The sequence below is a fragment of the Maribacter huludaoensis genome (assembly GCF_029350945.1).
Classification (GTDB): Bacteria; Bacteroidota; Bacteroidia; order Flavobacteriales; family Flavobacteriaceae; genus Maribacter; species Maribacter huludaoensis.
On sequence record NZ_JARKMS010000001.1, the window covers coordinates 823,082 to 844,866 of the forward strand.

The following is a 21,785-nucleotide window of genomic DNA, read 5'->3' on the forward strand; positions in this document are numbered from 1 at the left end:
TTATCGCTTTAAAACAAGGAAGCCTTGTGTTTTTCTTAAAATAGTTTCACCATCAATTTCAATGTTGAAAAAGTAAGTACCTGACGGTAACTGATCCGCACCCAATTTAGTGCTCATATTGGCGGTACCTGAAAATACGTTAGAGGCATTATCGTAATTTTTAATCTGAAACACCATGTCTCCCCATCGGTTATAGATGCTGACGACATTTTCGGGATAATACTCAATATGCTCTATATGCCAATACTCGTTTATTCCATCACCATCGGGCGAAAAGCCATATTTGGTTTCATCCTCAGGTAGTAAAGTGGTAAAACTTTGTTGGTCACAAGCCATAGCCTCGCCAACACTGTTGTAAGGAATTATGGTGACGTAAATTTCAGTATTGAACGGGAACTCTTCGCCATGGGTGTATTGCGTAGCTATACCCATATCTAAATTGTCAACAATATCATTTGTTTCCGGAGAGGTTCCAATAGAGATACGGTATCCATCTATTTTATCGACATCTTCCCAAGTAATTGTACTCTCTAGAGGAACATTGGTTTCGCCGTTTGCCGGACTCATTAAGGATGAGCAATTAGGAGCAATGATTTCTGTGGTGAAACTATCATAGTTGCAACCAATGGCATCTCCAGAGGTGTTATAGGGAATAATACTTACAAAAATCAAGGTTTCAGAAGGCAGGTCTTCATTTAATATGTAGCTGGTTAAAGATGCAACATCTTCATTGTTTACAATATCATTACCGTTAGCGCTTGTACCTATAGAAATTCTATAACCATCTGCATCGTTAGAGGCATTCCATTCAATGTCAGCGGTTACAGCAACGTTATTTGTATTTTGTAAAGCACTGATCAAATTGGTACAAGACGGTAATGGTCTAATGGTAAAGCTTTCTGCAGTACAACCTATGGCATCACCAACTTCATTAAATGGAACAATAGTTACTGTAACGGTTTCTCCTTGGTTAAATTCATTAGGAAAAACATATAAAGTATCTGTAATTTCTAAATTGGTTACATTGTTTTCTGTACTGTTATTTGCGGTTATAGTCAGTTTGTAGCCATTGGCATTAGGTATGGTGTTCCATGAGATTTCATTTACTTCCGTCAATTCTTCACCGTCTATTGGAGCTATTAAATTTGTACAATTTGGTATGGCCTTGATATTAAAACTTTCAGAGGAACATCCAAGGGCTTCGCCAGCATTATTATAAGGTTTTATAATTACCTCAACAGTTTCACCTTGTTCAAAATCGCTTGCAAAGGTATAAGTGTTACCAGTAGTAATATCTAGTTCGTTGATGTTATTTGCTGAACTAGAACTACCGGTTACGGTGAGCAGATAACCATCGGCTTCGGCAACTTCTGTCCATTCTAAATCAGTGTTCACTGGCACATCTATAGCACCATTTGCCGGTAAAACTAGGGTAGCACAAGCAGGTACGGCTTCTATGGTGAAGCTTTCTGTATTACAACCAATGGCATTACCAGATTCGTTATATGGAGTTATGGTTACCGATACCGTTTCTCCCTGGGTGAAATTTTCTGAGAAGTTTAAAGAGGTGTTTGTGGTTTTAAAATCTGTTACATTATTAGCTGTACTTGAGCTTCCTGAAACGTTTACAAAGTATCCAATAGCATCGGTTACTGTATTCCAGGAGATTGAGGTGTTTGTCACAACTGCAATATCACCATTTATTGGTTGTGCTAAGTTGGTGCATGTAGGTACTGGTTTTATGGTAAATGTTTCTGTAGTACAGCCGGTTGCCTCACCAGAATTATTGTATGGTTTTATGGTTACGGTTATTGTTTCACCTTGTATAAAATCACCCGTAAAATCATAAGAAGTTGCGATAACATCAACCTCGGTTAGGTTGTTGTTAGTGCTTTCACTTGCGGTGACGGTTAATTTGTAGCCAGTTGCTCCGGTTACGGCATTCCAACTAATATCGGTATCGATATCTGCATCTAAAGTATTGTTCAGAGGGGTAATTAGTGTTGTACAGTTAGGCACCGGTGGCGGTACTATAGTAAACGATTCAGATGTACACCCAGAGGCTTCTCCGCTATCGTTGTAGGGTTTTATGGTAACAGTAACCGTTTCGCCTTGTATAAAATCATTGGAAAAATCAAAAGTTGTACCTGTTGTTATTTCAAAATCGGTCATATTGTTTGCGGTACTATTACTGGCAATTACGGTGACCCTATAACCATCTGCATTCGTTACTGCATTCCACTCGATAGAAGTGTCAACATCAATATTGGTGTCATTGTTGGCAGGTGCTATTAAGTTGGTACAAGAAGGAATTGGTTTAATTGTGAAATTTTCAGAACTACAGCCAATAGCTTCACCTATTTCATTGTATGGTATTATGGTTACGGTAACAGTTTCTCCTTGTACAAATTCGTTGGCAAAATTATAGCTATTACCTGAGGTAATATCTAATTCACTAACATTGTTTTCTGAACTGATGCTACCATTGACAGATATAATATAACCATTGGCGTCAGTAACTTCTGCCCACTCAATATTTGTATTTACGGCTGCATTGTTAGCGCCATTTAATGGTGCTGTTAAATTAGTGCAATTTGGTATTGATTTTATAGTAAAACTTTCAGAAACACAACCCATAGGGCTGCCTGTGGAGTTATAAGGGACAATATTTACGGTAACGGTTTCACCTGGTTCAAAATCGTTAGCAAAGTCATAGGTGTTGCCTGATATAATGTCTAGATCGGTCACATTGTTATTGGTGCTGCTGCTCGCTGTAACAGTTAGCTTATATCCGTCCGCATCTGCGATAGTATTCCATTCAAGGTTAGTGTTGGGTGCAATATTTGTCGCATTGTTGATTGGGCTTATCAATGAAGTGCACAAAGGAGGTTGAGGTCCGGAGCTTTTAATGGTGAAGCTTTCAGAAGAACATATTGCATCTCCTAAAGAGTTTGTTGGTGTTATGGATACCGTAACAATATCACCTTCAGGAAATTCTTGTGCAAATGAATGTGAAAGCGTATTGCCAATATTGGTTTCTGCCAGATTGTTCGTACCACTTGTTGAGGTTATCGATAATTTATAGCTATCAGCGGCATTTGCCGGATACCAAGAAATATTGGTTATAGTACTAGGTACATTGGTGTCATTATTTAAAGGATATTCAAGTGAGGTACATTCTGTAGCTATAATATCGGAATTAGTGTTGAATGATTCTGTAGTACATCCGCCAAAATCACCATCGTCAAAATATGGGGTTATTTGTACGGATATTTCCGTATTACTAGGTAAGTTGGCGTCAAAATTGAAAAGGGTAACATCTCCAACATCTAAATCTATAATAGAGCTACCTTCATATTCAATAGGAGTAGCCGTGTCAACGTTCATAACAGTAATTTTGTAATCGCAGGCCCCAGGGTTGTCGTTCCATTCAATACCTGTATTTATAGGTACATTGATGTCGTTATTGGCAGGGTTTAAAAGTGTTACGCAATTTTTAGAGGCATTAACGGTCAAAGTTATGTCGTTGCGGATCAATAAAAGATTTTTGCCATTGGTGCCGGGTGCATCTAAATTTTCAAATGGAACTAGCTCACTGGTAATTTCTGAATGATAAACCCCGGCATCACAAGTATTTATATCGTTCAAAATCAGTTCCGGTGCATCTGGGGCATCGGTTATCTCAACGCCATCTTTAAACCATTTGTAGTGATTTTGAGAACCACGTACCGTTGTGGTCAAAATGAGGTCGTCACCGGCATTTCCGGTTAAAGATTCTATTGCATTGACCTTCGCTTGCGGAGCATAGGTGTAGTCTCTCATTACTACATCTGCTGACGGACCAATAGATTGTGTAGTTAATAGGCCAACAAGGTCTAAATGTTGATTTTCAAAATCTCCAAAATGGAAATAGTTGTTTTCTATATTAAACCACCACCGCCTATGCTGTGTAGTACTAGGGTCGTTATCCGTATAAATAGCATAAAAATCTGGAATAGCTCCAGTTAGTAAATTGTTATTGGCTTTGAAATAGACATCACTAAGATTGGCTTTGGTAACTATTTTATCATAAAAATCGTTTATAATTTTGGTACCCGGAAACAAGTTGAATGAAATATCCAAAAATCGTAAACCAGGATTTAGGTCAATATTCAGAGATTCTATTTGATTATTGTTCGCATATAAAATATCTAATTCAGCATTCTGGGTTAAGTCAAGACCATTTGTAGTGAACAAGTTATTTCCAATGTTTAATTGCCTAAGTTCTATGTTGTTTGTAACATCTAAATCAGGAAATTGATTGAAATGAAGGCGTAAATATTCCAAATCCAAGTTTTGGGATAAGTCTATAGTACTTAGTTGATTGTTATTGGCATCAAACGTATTTAATAATGTGTTTTGGGTTACGTCTATTGTTGTAAGGTTGTTTCTTGAAACATCAAGCCGTGTTAGTTTACTGTTCTGCGTCAAGTCTACTGTATTCATTAAATTGTTAGGTAGACTAATGCTGGTCAATTCAAGATTAGAAGTTACATCAATCTGTAAAGGTGTGCTTCCGTAATTATTTCTAATGTCTAAATATTTTAGTTCTGGAGCTATTGATAAATCTACGGGAACATTGATTTCATGACCCCATATGCGTATGGAAGTCAGTGTGTTTGTATTTGGTAACTGAAAACTTTCAGTACTAGTTGACGATAATTCGAACCTCTCTAAAGCAATCATTTCCGAGACATCTACCGTTTGAAAATCAATACTGTTTAATTCTAGTTTTTTAAGTGCAGTTCTTAGGTTTGGATAAATAATGTTGACATCAACTCTACTTCCAACAATTCTAAAGTCAATATCACCTTCAAGTAAGGATAGGTCTATAACAGGAACACTTAATTGAGCGATGTCAATATCTACAAGAGTTGGAGTTGTGGGCAACGTTAGGGAAGTAATACTTTCAAAAGTTGATACATTAATTTTTTCCAAGGCTAGGTTGTTAGAAAAATCTAAACTTGGTATTGTAGGTATAGGTGCAGCGGAACTTGCTCGTATTTCAAATTCTTTTAGAGCGGTATTTTGGGATAGATCTAAACTGGCGAGTTGTTGATTGTTTCTAAAAGTTAATTCTTCTAATAAGGTTAAAGTGTTTAACGGAAGCGTTAAGAATTGATTTGAACCTGCATTTAAAGATATCAGGTTTACAAAAGCCTCTAAACCACTAAAATCGGTGATATCATTTCTTGAAATATTAAGGTTGGTAACACCTTCAGCATCTACATCTAGAATATTTCCATTAACACCATTGGTGTCAATGCCCGTATCTACCAAAAACTGCTCGAAATTTCCGTCTGGTATCGGGGTGGTCTGAGCAAAAAGATTTATACTTAAAAATAGAAGAATAAGGGTGATACTCTTTTTAAAAAATGACATTTTGGTTGGTTTGATCAAGTGTGTTCATCAAATATGCCTATGAATGACAAGTGTTAAAATTAATTGTTGTGAAAAGGCGATAAACGGTTGTGTAAGAGAATTCTTTGATTGCCACTGTAGATATAAGGGGAGACCTAGGCTTTAAGAGACACTATTTTCTTGGATTGGACTACAAAGAACTTTTTATCTAGAGTAATTTTAATAAGAGTGTGAATCCAATAAACTATGTCAATTAATACTGAAGGAACAAACGCCAAATTTAAACTAACCCATCTCCCTAAGTTATTACTAAAAACTTATGAGGGATGGATGGAAAAAGAGCCCTTTCAAATTAGTGCCGTAATTGCTTATTACGCAATTTTATCTTTACCAGGATTGCTTATTTTAATATTGGAAATAGTAGGTGGTATTTGGGGCAAGGAGATTGTTCAGGGAGAGTTGTTCGCTGAAATTTCTTCTGCTATGGGGCCTGATACGGCACAATCTATACAAGATATCATTAAAAATCAAGGCAGTCAGCAGACGTCGTTCATAGCAACGTTATTGGGAATAGGAGTGCTGATTTATGGTGCAACCGGGGTATTTTATCAATTACAAAACGCATTGAATGAAATTTGGGAGACAAAACCTAAATATTCAAATGAGTTTCTGTCAACTTTATTTATGCGTTTAAAAGGTTTCGGATTTATTCTTATTATAGGATTTTTACTTTTGGTAAGTTTTGTATTGACCTCTTTGTTGTCAGCATTCTCAAAGCAGCTCTCCAGACTTTTGCCAGATGGTATGTTAGAACTTGGATTCGTACTGGATCTAATATTATCACTAGGTTTTATTTACTTATTATTTGGGGCTATGTTCAAGTATTTGCCCAGTACTCATGTTCGTTGGAAAGCGGTTAAAGTAGGTGCCGCGCTTACTGCCGTATTATTTTTACTTGGTAAATATGCTTTGGCATTCTATTTTGGAAAAGCGGAACCCGGCTCTACCTATGGGGCGGCCGGGAGTATAATTTTGGTTATGCTTTGGGTGTCCTACTCTAGTTTAATAGTCACTTTTGGAGCACAGTTTACCAAGATTTATTCTGGTAAGTATTTGAAAATCAGTTGAGTTTTTTCATTTTATCATGAATCTCTTTCAAGCATAAATTACCTAGACTTCCTTCATGTGTATGATGAATATCTCTTTTTGGAGTAAAAGTACCTGCATTGATTTCCATACCCATTTTCTTGTAGGCATCTCTAAACGGCATACCGCTTTGTACCAACTCATTTAATGTATCCACACTAAACAAATAATCATATTTTGGGTCGTCTAGAATACTATCGTTCACTCTGATTTCCTTTAGGCTAAAAGTTAAAATCTCTAAACAAGCCTTCATATCCTGAATAGCCGGAACAATAATTTCTTTCACCAATTGCAAATCTCTGTGGTAACCACTAGGTAAATTATTGATGACCAATGTCAATTGATTAGGAATAGACTGTAGTTTGTTGCATTTGCCACGTACCAACTCAAACACATCGGGGTTTTTCTTGTGTGGCATAATACTGGAACCCGTGGTCAACTCATCGGGGAATGAGATAAAATCGAAATTCTGACTCATATACAAGCAAATATCCATGGCCATTTTAGATAGGGTAGCTGCAATGTTGGCAATACCAAAAGCGGTAGCTTTTTCAGCTTTTCCTCTACTCATTTGTGCTGCAACCACATTATATTTCATGGTTTCAAAACCCATTTCTTTGGTGGTAAAACTACGGTCTATAGCAAATGAACTACCGTAACCGGCAGCACTACCTAACGGATTTTGATCTGAAACTTTGTAGGCCGCTTCAATAAAATAAAGGTCATCTATTAAGCTTTCTGCATAGGCGGAAAACCATAACCCAAAAGAAGATGGCATGGCAATCTGCAAGTGTGTGTAACCTGGTAGCATAACATCCTTATGCTCTTGTGCTTTTACCAAAAGAAGGTTGAAAAGCGATTTGGTCATCGCCTTTATTTCTGTCAATTCGTCTTTTAGGTATAAATGCATGGCTACAAGAACTTGGTCGTTTCTAGAACGTGCAGTATGTATTTTTTTACCGGTATCTCCTAGACTTAGCGTCAGCATGTATTCAATTTTAGAATGCATGTCTTCAAAAGAATTTTCTATAGAAAATGTGCCTTTTTCTATTCGCGCGGCAATATTATCAAGTTCTTTTACAAGTTCAGCGGTTTCCTTGGGGGAAATCAATCCTATTTTACCCAGCATTTTAGCATGTGCCTTAGAGGCAATAACGTCGTATTTTGCTAAGTGTAAATCCAATTCTCTATCGTTGCCAACTGTAAAGTGATCAATTTTTTTATCGGTGCTAAATCCTTTATCCCAGAGTTTCATATGTTGTCAGTTATCAATTATCAATTAAGCAATGAACAATGCTTATTGGTAATTGGTTATTTTTAATTGTTGATTGAAAGGAAGCCTTTTAATAATTTAATATATAAATCTATACCTTCTTCAATTTCATGTACATAGATGAATTCGTTGGCAGAGTGGGAGCGTGTGCTGTCCCCAGGTCCTAATTTTAACGATTGGCAACTTAACGCTGCTTGATCGGATAATGTAGGTGATCCATATGTTGTTCTGCCCAAGGCAATGCCAGATTGCACCAACGGATGGTCTTTATCTATTTTCGATGAATTTAAACGCAAAGATCGCTCCTTTAATTCGCATGGCGCATCCTTCTTTAATAAATCTGCAATTTCTTTATTGCTATATGCATCGTTTACACGTACATCTACTACTAAATCTACTTGTGCCGGTACCACATTATGTTGTTTGCCAGCATTTATTTGGGTAACCGTCATTTTCACATCTCCCAAGGCTTCAGAAGATTTTTCGAAAGAATAATTCTTGAACCATTCCAGAACTTTAATGGTGTTGTATATGGAATTATCATTGTTTGGATGTGCGGCGTGCGACGGAGTACCTTTAACAACAGCATCAAAAACCACCAATCCTTTTTCTGCAATAGCCAATTGCATTAAAGTAGGTTCACCAACAATGGCTACATCTATATGCGGCAATTTTGGTAACAATCCGCGTAAGCTATTTTCACCTGCATTTTCTTCTTCTGCAGAAGCGACCATAAGAATATTATGGTTGAGGTTTTCATCATGGTAATAATTTACAAATGTTGCTAAAAGAGACACCAACGGTCCGCCAGCATCATTACTACCAAGGCCAAACAACTTGCCATCTTCAATGTGGGGCAAAAAAGGATCTTTGGTGTATGCCGTATTTGGTTTTACCGTATCGTGGTGCGAATTCAGTAATAATGTAGGTTTTGAGTCGTCCCAATATTTATTTTTAGCAATAATATTGTTGAGGTCTCTTTCCGTAGGTATGTCATATTTTGCCAGCCAAGCCTGTATTGCATCGGCTGTTTTATCTTCTTCTTTAGAAAAAGATTCTATTGATATGAGTTGCTTCAGTAATGCAATTGCACTTTCTGTAAGTTCTGTTTGGTTCATCTTAAAGTTTTATTGTCGTGAACAGTTCTGTGTTTTTATCTAACATGGTAACATCGCCCAGGCATACTTTTGCTACGTTGTGGTTTAGGGCATGAAAGCAATTATGAAGTTTTGGCAACATTCCGTCAGCAATGATACCATCGGATAAAAGTGATTTATAGGTATTGGTATTAATGTCTTTAACTACGCTGTTTTCATCGGCAATATCCATTAAAACCCCTTTTTTCTCAAAACAATAATACAACGTAGTTTCAAAGGTAGGTGCCATGCCTATTGCAATTTCAGAGGCAATCGTATCTGCATTGGTATTCAATAACTGTCCGGCACCATCGTGCGATAAGGCACAGAAAATGGGTGTTAAATCTGCGGCCAAAAGCTTGGATAATAATGCAGCGTTTACACCATCTATATCGCCTACAAATCCGTAATCAATTTCTTTGACAGGACGTTTATGAGCCTGTATGCTATCACCATCTGCACCGCTTAATCCTATTGCGTTGGTGTTTTTAGCTTGTAGTTGTGCAACTATTTTCTTGTTTGCCAAACCGCCATACACCATGGTTATAATATCAACGGTTTCAGCATCGGTAATACGCCTGCCATCTATCATTTTAGACTCAATGCCAAGTTTGGTTGCTAATTGAGTGGCTAATTTTCCACCGCCATGGACCAAAATTTTTAAGCCTTCAAGTTTAGAAAAAGCAGTAAGAAAAACGTCTAGGGCGTTTTCGTCTTCTATTACATTACCACCAATTTTTACAACACTTAATTTATTTTTCATAATCTGCAAATTTGAACATGAGTACCATGGCGATTATTAGAATAATATTACTGACCGGACCCATATAGGCTTTCCAATGAGCGGTGCTATGGTCAATATCTACCATATTCATTACAAAAAGGATGAGGGCGAATAGCGCAATACCAATATAGATCCACTTATTAATTTTCATTGCTCTCCAGTATTTTCTTTAACACCAATTGTGCTGCGTAGGTTCTGTTATTTGCCTGTTCTATAACCAAAGACTGGTCACTATCCAAAACTTCATCGGCAACAACAACATTTCTACGAACAGGAAGACAGTGCATAAATTTTGCCTTGCCTAATTTTTTAAGTGTCATTTGCCAGTTTGGGTCCTGCGATTTTATTTGACCATAATCGGTATAGCTACTCCAGTTCTTTACATAAACAAAATCGGCATTTTCTAAAGCCTTCTCTTGGTCGTGCTCAATGGTACAATCTTTTGTAATGTTTGGGTCCAGTTCATAACCTTCAGGATGTGTAATCACAAAATCGGCATGTTGCTTTTGCATCATTTGTACAAATGAATTGGCAACGGCATGTGGTAGAGCCCTTGGGTGTGGCGCCCAAGAAAGAACAACCTTAGGGTTGTTTTTAAAATTGTGTTCCTCTAACGTAATGGCATCGGTTAATGCTTGTAATGGGTGTCCCACAGAGCTTTCCATATTTACGATAGGTACCGTAGCATATGTTTTAAAACCTTTGAGCACCTCTTCAGCTTCATCTAGTTCCTTATCTACCAAACCGGCAAAGGCACGAATAGCGATGATATCGCAATATTGGGAAATTACCTGGGCGGCCTCTTTAATATGTTCAGATGTGCCTTGGTCCATAATGGTACCATCGGCATATTCCAAAGCCCAACCTTCGCTACCAAAATTCATCACAATAACTTCCATACCCAAATTCATTGCTGCTTTTTGGGTACTTAAACGTGTACGAAGCGAGTTGTTAAAGAATAACAACCCAATAGTTTTGTCTTTACCTAATTCCTTAAATTTTTTAGGTTGTTTTTTAAGTGTTATGGCTTCTTTTACCCAGTTGGATAAAACGTCTATATCGTTTATTGAAAGGTAATTCATGATGATGTTATTTTTGTAAATGTGCTTTTATTTTCAATGGCATCAACAATAAAGTTATCGTTCAGCCCATTGGTGATCCAGGTTTCAATACCTGCTTTTTGTGCAATGGTGGCTGCATCAATTTTTGACTGCATGCCACCGGTGCCGTGGGTAGATTTGGATTCCCCTATTTCTTTTAGCAATTTGGTCAGGTCTGAAACGGCTTCTATTGTTTTTGGTGTGGAAGTCGTTAAAGATGATTTTGTGTAAATACCATCTGTATTTGTAGCAATGATAAGAATGTCGGCAGATAAAAGCGATGCAGTTAAACCGGCCAATTTATCATTATCACCAAATTTGATCTCATCAGTAGCAACGGTATCATTTTCATTAATGATAGGAATGAAGTTATTGGCAACAAGAACATTAATGGTGTTTTTAATATTCGCTCTAGTTTGCTCATTTTCAAAATCGGAATAGGATAACAAACATTGTGATGTAAAGAGCCCAAGCTCCCTAAAATTTTCTTGAAAAATGCGCATTAGATGAGGCTGACCAATAGATGCCAATGCCTGCTTTACATTAATTTCTTCTCCATTATGTTCCAACTTAACAAACTGCCTAGCAGCGGCAATGGCACCGGAACTCACAATAATAAATTCGAACTTATCTTTTAGAGCGGCAATTTGCCGACCAATATCCTCAATTTTTCCTCGGGAAATATGATCAGTGTCTTTGGTTAAGGTATTGGAACCTAATTTCAATAAAATTCTATTTTTCAACATTTTAATATCGTTTATGTTAGGTGAAATCTTATTTTCCTAACTCCTAACTCCTAACTCCTAACTCCTAACTCCTAACTCCTAACTACCTTACCTGTCCATTTCCTTTTACGTACCACTTATTGGTTACTAGATGCTGTAATCCTATAGGTCCGCGTTGATGTAATTTATCTGTACTAATGGCTAGTTCTCCTCCAAGTCCAAATTGTCCACCATCCGTAAAGCGGGTAGATGCATTATGGTATACCGCAGCGGTGTCCACAGATTGCATGAAAATATCTGCTTCCTCTTCATTTTTAGTAATGATAGAAGCGGAGTGGCCGCCTCCATAGGTATTGATGAGCTGTACGGCTTCATCTACATCTGGCACTTGCCCTAGTACAATTTTATAATCCAAAAACTCTTCAAACCAAATAGATTCATTTTCCATTTGAGAGGTGCCATCTAATCCGGCTAATTTGGCATCGGTCAAAATTTCAACATTGTGTTTTTTAAGGGTCTTAATCAAATGACTTAAAAATTCTGCCTTGCGTGGTAAATCTCTTGAAATGATGACTTTGTCAACGGCATTACAAGCGGAAATTTTTGTGGTCTTTGCATTGACGATAACATCCAGTGCCATTTGCAAATCTGCCTCGTGCGAAACATATACAAAGTTATTTCCTCTACCGCTTACTATTACCGGGCACTGTGCATGTTGCTTAACAAAAGCGATCAGTTTTTCGCCACCTCTAGGTACAATTAAGTCTAGTTTTTGTGTTGGTTTTTCTAAAAACTGCTGAGTTTCTGTTCTAGAATAATTAAGGTAGGTTACCCAGTCCGTAGCACAATCGCAAGACTCCAAAGCTTTGTGCCATAGGTTTACTAAAACCAAATTGGAGTTCAAAGACTCTTTGCCCCCCTTTAGCAATATTTTGTTACCTGATTTAAATGCGATACCCGCAGCTTCAATGGTAACATCTGGTCTAGATTCATAAATAATCATGATCGTACCGAAAGGTGCGGTTTTATTGCTGATCTCTAAACCATTTTCATGGGTAAATTGAAAACGTTCTACATGCAAAGGGTCTGGCAAGGCAGCTAATTTTTTCAAGGAAGAAATCATTTCTGCCACCTTGGTCTTGTTTACCTTTAAGCGATCAACCATTGCGATATCGCCTGATTCAAAAGAATTTAAATCTTTTTCATTGGCAGATATTAGAATTGATTCTTCTTGCTGCACCAATTCGGCCATACGCTTAAGTACGGCATTCCTTTTAGATATGCTTAGGGTTGTCTTCATGATAGGGCTTTTTTAAGAGCTGTAAAAAACACGTCTAAATCTTGTTTTGTAATATTCAGGGCAGGTAAAATTCTTAGCACTGTTTTATCTTTTGCCCCACCGGTAAAAAGAAAATGTTCGTGAATTAATTTTTTACGTAGATCGGCAACCTGAAAATCAAATTCAAGCCCTAACATTAAGCCTTTTCCTTTTACCCGTTTTACTTGTGGAATTTCTTTTGCCTTTTCGTTGAAATATTCGCCTAATGCTTTAGCATTTTGAATTAGATTTTCTTTTTCAATTACTTCTAAAACCGCCATGGTGGCTGCGCAAGCCAAATGATTGCCACCGAAAGTGGTGCCCAACATTCCGTATTTTGCCTTTATACTTTCATGAATAAGAATACCACCTACCGGAAAACCGTTTCCCATTCCCTTAGCAATACTAATGATGTCCGGTTGAATGTTATGATGTTGAAATGCAAAGAATTTTCCGCTTCTGCCAAATCCGCATTGTACTTCATCTGCAATCAACAATGCATCATTCTCTTTACATAACAAAGCAACCTTTTGTAAGAATTCGGTCGTAGGTTCATCTAAACCACCAACGCCTTGAATAGATTCAATGATAACGGCACAAACATTCTTTGATATTTCCTTTTCAAAACCCTTACTGTCGTTTAGGTCAAGAAATACAACTTCGTGTTGCAGGTTAATTTCAGCATTGATAGATGGATTGTCCGTTGTTGCTACCGCAGCAGAAGTACGTCCATGAAAACCGTTGTTAAAGGCGATTACCTTTGATTTTCCGGTTACAAAAGAAGCCATTTTCAATGCGTTTTCATTTGCCTCTGCGCCAGAGTTGCACATGAATAGATTGTAATCTTCACAATTGGATGCTTCACCCAATTTGTTGGCCAATTCTACCTGTAAAGGGTTTTGTACCGCATTGCTATAAAACCCAATATTATCCAATTGGTCTTTTAAACGCTTTACATAATGTGGGTGCGTATGGCCAATGGAAATAACGGCATGCCCGCCGTAGAAATCCAAATAATCCTGTCCTTGGTCATCAGTTACTACAATGCCTTTTGCGGAAACCGGGGTTACATTATATAAAGGGTAAACGTCAAATAATTTCATAGTTGAAAAGTTTCAAGTTCAAAATAATGAACGGGTTGGGTAGCGTGTTTACTTGTTTTTGAATTCAGTGATCTTGTCGTAAGAGGAAATAATTCCGCGTATCAATGATGAGCTTAAACCTTGGTGTTCCATTTCATTTAAACCGGTTATGGTACAACCCATAGGCGTGGTAACACGGTCAATTTCTTCTTCAGGATGATTGCCAGATTCGATTAAAAGACTTGCGGCACCGTTACACGTATGCATGGCAAGCTCTTGCGCCTCTTTGGCATCAAAACCAAGTTGTATGGCTCCTTGGGTAGTGGCACGTATTAAGCGCATCCAAAAAGCTACACCACTTGCACAGATTACGGTTGCAGCCTGCATTTGACCTTCGGGGATTTCCATAGAATGTCCCATTCTATTAAAAATGGCTTTTGCCAATTCAACCCTTTTTTTGCCTTTTTCGTTGCTACAGATACAGGTCATGGATTTACCCACGGAAATAGCCGTATTGGGCATACTTCTTATGATAAAGTTGTCTTTACCAATTACCGCTTCTATTTTTTCGATGCTAAATCCGGTAATAGTTGAGATGATTACATGTTTATCCGTCAATAGATCTTTTATACTTTCTAAAATGGCGGCAAAATGAATAGGCTGTACGGCAAATATTAAAATATCTGAATTTTCAACGGCTATTCTATTGTCATTTGTAACGGTAACCTTATCATATTTCTCAAATTCTGCTATAGCTGTGGTATCCCTTTTGGTAAGGTACATACTGGTAGCACCATTACTGTTCAATATGCCTTTAGCAATAGAAAGTCCTAAATTACCTGTACCTATAATGGCTGTTTTCATGTTTGGTGTAGTATTAAGTAAAAGGTGCTAAGTAAAAAGTATGAAGTAAACCGTAAATTTCATATCACTACTTAAAATTAGTCCCCATTAATTTTATTTTAATCTTATGTTATTTCAATAGTCCATCAAATCATTTAGAAGACTCCGGCTTTTAAATTAAGTCCTAGGTTTTCTTCCAAACCGAAAATTAAATTCATGTTCTGCACCGCTTGCCCAGACGCACCTTTTAATAAGTTATCTATGGCAGAGGTGATCAACAGCACATCTTCATGTTTATGTAAGTGGATGTGACATTGATTTGTATTTACCACTTGTTTTAAATTGATGGGCTCATCTGATATTTGGGTGAACACCGCATCATTATAAAATTCCTGAAAGATTTTTTTAGCATCCTCTAAACTACCCTCAAATTTGGTATAGGAAGTTGCCAAAATACCACGGGTAAAATTCCCTCTATTGGGCATAAAATACAGATTGCCAGTATCTTTTTGAAATGAATGTAAGCTCTCGTTGATTTCCCCTAAATGCTGATGGGTAAAAGGTTTGTACCAGCTAACGTTATTATTTCTCCATGAAAAGTGCGATGTGGCAGACGGACTAACACCCGCACCGGTACTACCGGTCACAGCATTTATATGTACTTCATTGTCCAACAACCCGGCTTTTGCCAAGGGTAGCAATGCCAATTGGATAGCAGTTGCAAAACAACCAGGATTAGCTATATATTTTGCATTTTCAATTTCGGATTTGAATAATTCCGGTAAACCATAAACAAACTCCTTACCATTGAAATTGGCATCGGTGTGCAATCTAAAATCATTGCTCAGATCTATAATAACGGTATCTTTTGAAAAATGATGCTCGTTTAAAAATGCGGTAGAATTACCATGGCCTAAACATAGAAAAACAACGTTTACATTTAGATTTACATTACCCGTAAACGCTATATCAGTAATTCCCAATAGATCTGGATGAGCCGTTGTTACCTTTTTTCCAGCTCTAGTAGTACTGAATACAAAATCGATTTCAGTTGCTGGGTGATGTAATAAGATGCGAATAAGCTCACCTCCCGTATACCCAGAACCACCAATAATACCTGCTTTAATCATAATTTTCTTTTGTGTAATTAGTGCGAAGTATTAAGTATTAAGTACGAAGTACTTAAACAACACTTTTAATTCTTTACTTAATACTTTGTACTCATTACTTAATACTATTTTTCCTAACTCCTAACTCCTAACTCCTAACTCCTAACTCCTAACTATTTATCCCCATTTACATGGTTGTAGATTTTTCCGGAATTTGAAAGAATCTTAATAAATCCTTTAGCGTCATCTGCTGTCCATCCTTTATTGACCTCGCCATATTTACCAAAAGCATCGGTCATTAAATCATGTTTAGATGAAATACCGTGTAACCTGAACTGAAATGGATATAAGCCTACAAATACATCTCCGGAAACCGTTTTTTGAGTATCTGTCAAGAAGGTTTCTATGTTACGCATTACAGCATCTAGGTAATTGCCTTCATGCAATAACATGCCATAGAAATTGCCTTGTTGTTCCTTTTGATATTGTTGCCACTTTGTAAGTGTATGTTTCTCTAATAAGTGATGTGCTTTTATGATAATTAAAGAAGCAGGAGCCTCAAACCCAACTCTGCCTTTGGTACCTATAATAGTATCGCCAACGTGAATATCCCTTCCAATGGCATATTTAGATGCCAAAGCCTCTAGTTTTTCAATATTTGCAACTGGGTTGTCTTTTGCACCATCAATAGCAACCAATTCGCCATTTTCAAAAGTAAGTTTTACCTCTGTAGGGTTCTTTTCCTTTAATTGGCTTGGGTAGGCGCTATCTGGTAAGGGCTTTTCTGAAGTTAATGTCTCTTCGCCACCAACAGAAGTACCCCAAAGTCCTCTATTAATAGAGTATTTTGCTTTTTCCCATGGATAATCTACACCGTTTTCTTTTAAGTATGCGATCTCTTCTTCCCTAGCTAATTTGTTATCTCTAATAGGCGTGATGATTTCAATTTCTGGGGCAATGATCTGGAAAATCATATCAAAACGTACTTGGTCGTTACCCGCGCCTGTACTACCGTGGGCAATATAACCAGCGCCTATCTTTTTAGCGTAGTTTACAATTTCTATTGCCTGTACAATTCGTTCTGCACTTACGGAAAGTGGGTAGGTATTGTTTTTAAGTACATTACCAAAAATAAGATACTTTACTACTTTATCATAAAAGGTCCGTACGGCATCTATAGAGGTATAAGATGAAGCGCCCAGTTCAATAGCTTTCTTCTCAATTTCCTTTATTTCCTCAACAGAGAAACCTCCTGTGTTCACGCTTACTGCATGAACTTCAAATCCTTTGTCTTTTGATAAATGCTTGGCGCAATAAGAAGTATCCAATCCGCCGCTGTATGCTAGTACTAATTTTTTCATTGTATGATGTTCAATTCCGGCAAGCCGGATAATTATTTATTTTGGTTCTATAGGTTTTGAGTTAAGAGGTTAGAAGAAAGAAATAAGACTTTGATCATTAAATCTGTAATTGGAAAAAGTCATTTTAAGCTCCATAACTTCTATTCTCTTATTTCTTTTTCAGAAACAAACTCTCTTTTATACTTTTTAATCTTGTAAATGCCTTACCGTTCATTTCTTTAGTGTTCTCAGTTTTTTTCTTTGTGGTAGGGTCATATAACATACCCGTACAGAGACACATTTTTTGTTCAGTTCTCGTAAGGATGTCAAAATTCTTACAGGTTTGGCAACCTTTCCAAAACTCAGGGTCATCTGTAAGTTCAGAAAATGTAACAGGTTTATAGCCTAGTTCGTAGTTGATTTTCATCACTGCTAAACCTGTGGTGATCCCAAATATTTTGGCATCGGGAAATTTCTCCCTGCTTAATTCAAAGATTTTGGCTTTAATGCTTTTAGCTAGACCTTGCCCTCTATAATCTGGATGTACTATGAGACCGGAATTTGCTACAAATTTCTCGTGTCCCCATACTTCTATATAGCAGAAACCCGCAAATTTATCTCCGTCCAATGCAAGTATGGCATTACCGTTAGATAGTTTTCTTTGAATATACTCTGGGGTACGTTTTGCTATGCCGGTACCGCGTACTTTGGCAGATTCAGCAATGGTATCGCAGATATCCTGAGCGTATTTAAAATGTGATTCGTTAGCAACAATTAAGTTCATTGCCAGTTAGATTTAAAAGTGTAAAAAAAAATTTGATTTTCTGTGCGGAAATGGACTCACCTAATTCCATAATTATATCTTACCCTTACGGGCGACGACGGCGAGATGTGAACGGGCGCGCTAGAGCCAATGGGCTCACGGTGCTATATAAAAAGTAGTTTATTTCGTTCATTATGGGGTAAATGTACAAATTATATTTATTTGACATCACTCAACGTATAATTTTTACAAAAACTTCACTTTTTGTTATTATGTGCAATGATTTCATAAAACAAATAGCCATACACTGAAATATATTCAATACCCAATAGCCACAAGTTTTCTTTGAAATCTGCCTGAGAATAAGCAAAGTAGCTCAGTACAATGGCCGCTGACCAAACTACGGCATATCTGTATGTTGTAAAAATAGAAAGTAAAACTAAAAAGATAGCGTACCAAGGGTGTACGGTAGTAGATATAAAGTAGTAAATGGTCAAAACCCACATCATAGACCATAGTACCCTGTTTAGGTCATATCTTTTAGGTAAAAATGTAAATAGACCTACTGTTGCAATAGTAAATAAGGGCGTAAATTTTCCGTATTCTTTAATGAATTCCCATGGTTTTTCATCAAAATGTATGGCAGTTTTTTTAGCGATATTATAAATACTGGAATTGAACTCAAAATTAGAAAACCATAGTTTTAAGGTTTTACTATAGTTATCTAAAAATTCTGGGGTATTGAATGGCAGAAATAGTGCAATGGAAGTTATACCAATGATCATATAGAACACTATGCTTTTTTTCCAGCCCAGGTATTTAAAGAATAATGGTAAAAATAAAAGAGGTACTAATTTTATAGATATGGAACATGCCAAAACAACACCGGCGGTTTTCCATTTGTTTAACGATAAAAGGTACATGGCAACAATAAAGAAAAACAGCATGACCCCTTCAAAATGAAGATTTCCGGTGAGTTCAACTATTACAAGCGGATTAATGAAATACCAGAAAATTAAATGCGGAGATCGGTTCAAGTTTTTCAGCAGCTTTCTTCCAAAATATATTATACCGATATCTGCAAGAATAATAATTGAACGCAGGGCTATTAATGAACCAAAAATACTTTTGCCGCCAAGAATTGTGGCCAAGGCAAAAATAAGTTGGTTTAAAGGTGGGTAATTGCTATAGTGCCTTGCGCTTAAACTGCCCATGCCATTGTAAAGTTCTTTGGCGTTCGGTATTATTGATACCATGTTTTGCATCAATTCATCTGGAGTGTGTAGATAAGGATTTATGCCGCTTGAGACCAGTTGACCGTCCCATATAAACCTATAAAAATCTTGAGAAAGATTAGGTTCTATAAAAAGAAAGATTAATCTAAATATGATGCCGATACCTAGCAACAACCTGAAGTTCATTTTTTCAAACTGTATCAGTTTAAAACAGAAAAAGAAAAGTGCTATAAATAGGGAGAGCAACTTTATAAAATCGGTTCTATCTAGATGATAGGCAAAGGTGTAGTAAAACACAAAACTTAATACTGCCAATATCAAGGAAATTCTATGGAGTTTCAGAAAATTCTTAAAGGTAATCGGCATTAGGGGTTTGGGTTTAGTAACAGGTCAATTTAATGGTTTTTATTGAAAAATGATTTCAATTGCCCATCAATTTTCCTAAAAGTTCTTTCATCATTTTTGCAGCTAAGTAAGCGGTCATGTCATGAAAGTCTCGGTCAGGGTTATATTCTACAATATCGGCGCCAACGACTTCTGTATCTATGCCATGGATCAAATCTAAAACTTGACGAGATGAGAGTCCGCCAGGTTCATGGTGCGAAACTCCAGGGGCAAATGCAGGGTCAAAACCATCCATATCCAAGGAAATATAAAGCGGATTTTCAAATTTAGGTATGGCGTTCAAATCTAGGTTACGCATTTCATGCACGTCAACATTGTATTTTTTTGCTTGATCGGCCTGATGTGGATTTAAGGTGCGAATACCTACTTGAATAAGTTTTACGGCATAGCCGTTTTCCATAATTCTTGCAAATGGGCAAGCGTGGGAGTAAGGGTCGCCTTCATAGTCATGGTATAGATCAGCGTGTGCATCTATATGTAAAATATCTAGTTTTGGGTAGTGTTCATTTAATGCTTTTATTATGGGAAACGTAACGGAATGGTCACCACCTAAAGAAAGCAATTTTGAGCCAGATTCAATATTCTTTTTGGTAATGGTTTCAATATCAAAATACTCGTTGATGATAAAATCACCCTTGTCTATTACAGCATCATTTTCTATAGATATACCTAATTCGGTATATAGGTTCATAGAGTCGCTGTACAATGCTTTTCTGATTAAGTCTGGAGCTTTTGCAGGCCCACTTTGAAAAGATGATTTTGCATCCCAATTAATGCCTTGAATAGTAATGTCTTTCATGATAGTGCTTTTGTCTGGCTGATGAATTAGTACATGGTATTTGGATTTTCAGATTTCTCTGGTATTTGCTGTATAGCATCCCAATGTTCACATATTTTTCCATTTGCATCAAACTTGAAAAAATCCATTGTAACATATTGGTCATTTCCTGGCCATACCTGGTGCGTGTGTAATGCAACCAAATCTCCTTCTGCAATGCAACGTACAAATTCAATAGATTTTTCAGGGTATTCTTTTTGCATGCGTTCAAAATAATCTATAAAACCTTGTGTGCCATTGGCAACTGCGGGATTATGCTGAATGTATTCTTTGCCAACATACATTTCTATGGCCAGTTTTGGGTTTCCTAAATATGCCGTTCTGTAAAAAGCGATGGCGTTCCTTTTGTTTGTTTCTAAATTCATCATGATATCTTGTTATGGTTTAATGAAAATATATTTTTCTGAATTCCATTGGGGTCATCCCTGTATTTGATTTAAAGAATTTTGAAAAATAGGCATAGTCAGAATACCCCAATGTGTCTGCAACATTGGCTAGGTTGTCATTAGAATGAACGATCAAACGTTTAGCTTCTAACGTGATACGCTCAGAGATCAAGGTAGTTGTAGTTTTGCTGATGGTCTTTTGAACCACTCTGTTTAAGTGTTTGGTTGTAATACTTAGTTTTTCAGCATAGAATTTAGGTAATTTTTCGGTGTAAAAGTGTGCGTTAATTAATTTTTCCAGTCGCTCAAGAATATTCGCATAGCTGTTAGATCCTAATTTTTCTATGATAGTGTCGGCAGTATATGCACGCGTTAGTTCTATGTATATGTAGTGTATAAGACTAATGATTTTAGCTTCTCTTAGTAAATTTTCTTCTCTGTACTCTGTAAAAAGTTCTTGAAAAACAGTGGTTAGGTGTTTCAGTTTCTCTTTAGATAATTGAAGCAAAGGCGGGTTTTGATTGGAATAGTAAAAAGGAAAAGAATTAAGGGAATGATCCAAAAATTTAAGTTCATAGAATTCTTGAGAGTGAAAGAAAATATAACCTTCTGGATGCGATTCAAATTTCCAAAAATGAGTTTGCCCAGGTTTTAAGAAGAAGACCTTTCCGGGTTCTATTGGGTAGGTGTCAAAATCTATTTCATGTGTGCCGGTGCCTTTGGTAAAAATAACGCACAAATAAAAATTATGGGTATGAGGTTTATTTATAAGATTCTTATTGATTTGAATATGGTCTGCAAAAGAGTTAACATAAAGACTATGTAACGGCTTGTTTTTTAAAAACTGACTAATATGTAAAACGGGGATTTTCATACAAAATGTCTTAAAAGTACAAACATAT

At 36.8% G+C, this 21,785-nt stretch carries 18 protein-coding genes; 1 reads left to right on the top strand and 17 read right to left on the bottom strand.

Features of this window, described 5'->3' with window-relative positions; all coding sequences use genetic code 11:
- A complete protein-coding gene (locus PXC01_RS03585) occupies positions 1–5,421 on the bottom strand; it encodes a T9SS type B sorting domain-containing protein (protein WP_276471002.1) in 5,421 nt (1,806 codons plus the stop codon).
- A gap of 225 nt (positions 5,422–5,646) precedes the next feature.
- Between PXC01_RS03585 and PXC01_RS03590 the strand changes: the two genes are divergently transcribed.
- Positions 5,647–6,528, top strand: a complete 882-nt coding sequence (locus PXC01_RS03590; RefSeq protein WP_276471003.1) for a YihY/virulence factor BrkB family protein — start codon at positions 5,647–5,649, stop codon at positions 6,526–6,528.
- Here the strand turns inward: PXC01_RS03590 and argH are convergent.
- The 16 genes from argH to PXC01_RS03670 all read right to left on the bottom strand — a co-directional run bounded on the left by argH (position 6,521) and on the right by PXC01_RS03670 (position 21,757).
- On the bottom strand, positions 6,521–7,801 hold the full coding sequence (argH, locus tag PXC01_RS03595) for an argininosuccinate lyase (RefSeq protein WP_276471004.1): 1,281 nt from the start codon (positions 7,799–7,801) through the stop codon (positions 6,521–6,523). The two genes, PXC01_RS03590 and argH, sit on opposite strands and share 8 nt — an antisense overlap.
- Positions 7,802–7,863: 62 nt before the next feature.
- Positions 7,864–8,937 carry a M20 family metallo-hydrolase gene (locus tag PXC01_RS03600; protein WP_276471005.1) on the bottom strand — a complete coding sequence of 358 codons (1,074 nt, stop codon included), beginning with the start codon at positions 8,935–8,937 and terminating at the stop codon, positions 7,864–7,866.
- Between the two features lies 1 nt (position 8,938).
- Positions 8,939–9,718 (bottom strand): acetylglutamate kinase, encoded by a 780-nt coding sequence (gene argB / locus PXC01_RS03605; protein WP_215997120.1) that lies wholly within the window; start codon positions 9,716–9,718, stop codon positions 8,939–8,941.
- Positions 9,708–9,890, bottom strand: coding sequence for a hypothetical protein (locus tag PXC01_RS03610; protein WP_058105011.1), 183 nt, complete (start codon positions 9,888–9,890; stop codon positions 9,708–9,710). The genes argB and PXC01_RS03610 overlap by 11 nt, the downstream gene beginning before the upstream one ends.
- The gene (locus tag PXC01_RS03615) at positions 9,880–10,821 is read right to left on the bottom strand and encodes a Rossmann-fold NAD(P)-binding domain-containing protein (RefSeq protein ID WP_276471006.1); all 942 of its coding nucleotides are present in this window, start codon (positions 10,819–10,821) and stop codon (positions 9,880–9,882) included. The genes PXC01_RS03610 and PXC01_RS03615 overlap by 11 nt, the downstream gene beginning before the upstream one ends.
- Complete coding sequence (gene proB, locus PXC01_RS03620) at positions 10,818–11,585, bottom strand: glutamate 5-kinase (protein WP_276471007.1); 768 nt, start codon at positions 11,583–11,585, stop codon at positions 10,818–10,820. The genes PXC01_RS03615 and proB overlap by 4 nt, the downstream gene beginning before the upstream one ends.
- An 82-nt stretch (positions 11,586–11,667) precedes the next feature.
- Positions 11,668–12,864: a glutamate-5-semialdehyde dehydrogenase gene (locus tag PXC01_RS03625; protein ID WP_276471008.1), complete on the bottom strand. Its 1,197-nt coding sequence runs from the start codon at positions 12,862–12,864 to the stop codon at positions 11,668–11,670.
- Positions 12,861–13,985 (bottom strand): aspartate aminotransferase family protein, encoded by a 1,125-nt coding sequence (locus PXC01_RS03630; RefSeq protein ID WP_276471009.1) that lies wholly within the window; start codon positions 13,983–13,985, stop codon positions 12,861–12,863. Before PXC01_RS03630 ends, PXC01_RS03625 begins: the two co-directional genes overlap by 4 nt.
- Before the next feature lie 48 nt (positions 13,986–14,033).
- Positions 14,034–14,828, bottom strand: coding sequence for a pyrroline-5-carboxylate reductase (gene proC, locus PXC01_RS03635; RefSeq protein ID WP_071340427.1), 795 nt, complete (start codon positions 14,826–14,828; stop codon positions 14,034–14,036).
- Between the two features lie 134 nt (positions 14,829–14,962).
- Positions 14,963–15,937 carry an N-acetyl-gamma-glutamyl-phosphate reductase gene (gene argC, locus PXC01_RS03640; RefSeq protein WP_276471010.1) on the bottom strand — a complete coding sequence of 325 codons (975 nt, stop codon included), beginning with the start codon at positions 15,935–15,937 and terminating at the stop codon, positions 14,963–14,965.
- A gap of 152 nt (positions 15,938–16,089) precedes the next feature.
- Positions 16,090–17,277 carry an argininosuccinate synthase gene (locus PXC01_RS03645; protein WP_276471011.1) on the bottom strand — a complete coding sequence of 396 codons (1,188 nt, stop codon included), beginning with the start codon at positions 17,275–17,277 and terminating at the stop codon, positions 16,090–16,092.
- Positions 17,278–17,425: 148 nt separating this feature from the next.
- Positions 17,426–18,040, bottom strand: a complete 615-nt coding sequence (locus PXC01_RS03650) for a GNAT family N-acetyltransferase (protein WP_058105019.1) — start codon at positions 18,038–18,040, stop codon at positions 17,426–17,428.
- 236 nt (positions 18,041–18,276) lie between these two features.
- Entirely contained in the window at positions 18,277–19,620 is a 1,344-nt protein-coding gene (locus PXC01_RS03655) for an MptA/MptB family glycosyltransferase (RefSeq protein WP_276471012.1), read from the bottom strand.
- A gap of 55 nt (positions 19,621–19,675) precedes the next feature.
- A complete protein-coding gene (speB, locus tag PXC01_RS03660; RefSeq protein ID WP_276471013.1) occupies positions 19,676–20,458 on the bottom strand; it encodes an agmatinase in 783 nt (260 codons plus the stop codon).
- 26 nt (positions 20,459–20,484) lie between these two features.
- Positions 20,485–20,862, bottom strand: coding sequence for a nuclear transport factor 2 family protein (locus PXC01_RS03665; protein ID WP_276471250.1), 378 nt, complete (start codon positions 20,860–20,862; stop codon positions 20,485–20,487).
- Positions 20,863–20,881: 19 nt separating this feature from the next.
- Positions 20,882–21,757 (bottom strand): helix-turn-helix transcriptional regulator, encoded by an 876-nt coding sequence (locus PXC01_RS03670; RefSeq protein ID WP_276471014.1) that lies wholly within the window; start codon positions 21,755–21,757, stop codon positions 20,882–20,884.
- Between the last annotated feature and the right edge of the window lie 28 nt (positions 21,758–21,785).

Excerpts from the sequence above, each read along its gene's own strand:
- PXC01_RS03600 (WP_276471005.1), bottom strand. The coding sequence starts at position 8,937 with ATGAACCAAACAGAACTTACAGAAAGTGCAATTGCATTACTGAAGCAA.
- PXC01_RS03645 (WP_276471011.1), bottom strand. The coding sequence starts at position 17,277 with ATGAAAAAATTAGTACTAGCATACAGCGGCGGATTGGATACTTCTTAT.
- speB (WP_276471013.1), bottom strand. The coding sequence starts at position 20,458 with ATGAAAGACATTACTATTCAAGGCATTAATTGGGATGCAAAATCATCT.
- PXC01_RS03650 (WP_058105019.1), bottom strand. The coding sequence starts at position 18,040 with ATGAACTTAATTGTTGCTAACGAATCACATTTTAAATACGCTCAGGAT.
- PXC01_RS03610 (WP_058105011.1), bottom strand. The coding sequence starts at position 9,890 with ATGAAAATTAATAAGTGGATCTATATTGGTATTGCGCTATTCGCCCTC.
- PXC01_RS03630 (WP_276471009.1), bottom strand. The coding sequence starts at position 13,985 with ATGAAATTATTTGACGTTTACCCTTTATATAATGTAACCCCGGTTTCC.
- PXC01_RS03625 (WP_276471008.1), bottom strand. The coding sequence starts at position 12,864 with ATGAAGACAACCCTAAGCATATCTAAAAGGAATGCCGTACTTAAGCGT.
- PXC01_RS03670 (WP_276471014.1), bottom strand. The coding sequence starts at position 21,757 with ATGAAAATCCCCGTTTTACATATTAGTCAGTTTTTAAAAAACAAGCCG.
- proC (WP_071340427.1), bottom strand. The coding sequence starts at position 14,828 with ATGAAAACAGCCATTATAGGTACAGGTAATTTAGGACTTTCTATTGCT.
- argC (WP_276471010.1), bottom strand. The coding sequence starts at position 15,937 with ATGATTAAAGCAGGTATTATTGGTGGTTCTGGGTATACGGGAGGTGAG.
- PXC01_RS03655 (WP_276471012.1), bottom strand. The coding sequence starts at position 19,620 with ATGCCGATTACCTTTAAGAATTTTCTGAAACTCCATAGAATTTCCTTG.
- argH (WP_276471004.1), bottom strand. The coding sequence starts at position 7,801 with ATGAAACTCTGGGATAAAGGATTTAGCACCGATAAAAAAATTGATCAC.
- PXC01_RS03665 (WP_276471250.1), bottom strand. The coding sequence starts at position 20,862 with ATGAATTTAGAAACAAACAAAAGGAACGCCATCGCTTTTTACAGAACG.
- PXC01_RS03585 (WP_276471002.1), bottom strand. The coding sequence starts at position 5,421 with ATGTCATTTTTTAAAAAGAGTATCACCCTTATTCTTCTATTTTTAAGT.
- proB (WP_276471007.1), bottom strand. The coding sequence starts at position 11,585 with ATGTTGAAAAATAGAATTTTATTGAAATTAGGTTCCAATACCTTAACC.
- PXC01_RS03615 (WP_276471006.1), bottom strand. The coding sequence starts at position 10,821 with ATGAATTACCTTTCAATAAACGATATAGACGTTTTATCCAACTGGGTA.
- PXC01_RS03590 (WP_276471003.1), top strand. The coding sequence starts at position 5,647 with ATGTCAATTAATACTGAAGGAACAAACGCCAAATTTAAACTAACCCAT.
- argB (WP_215997120.1), bottom strand. The coding sequence starts at position 9,718 with ATGAAAAATAAATTAAGTGTTGTAAAAATTGGTGGTAATGTAATAGAA.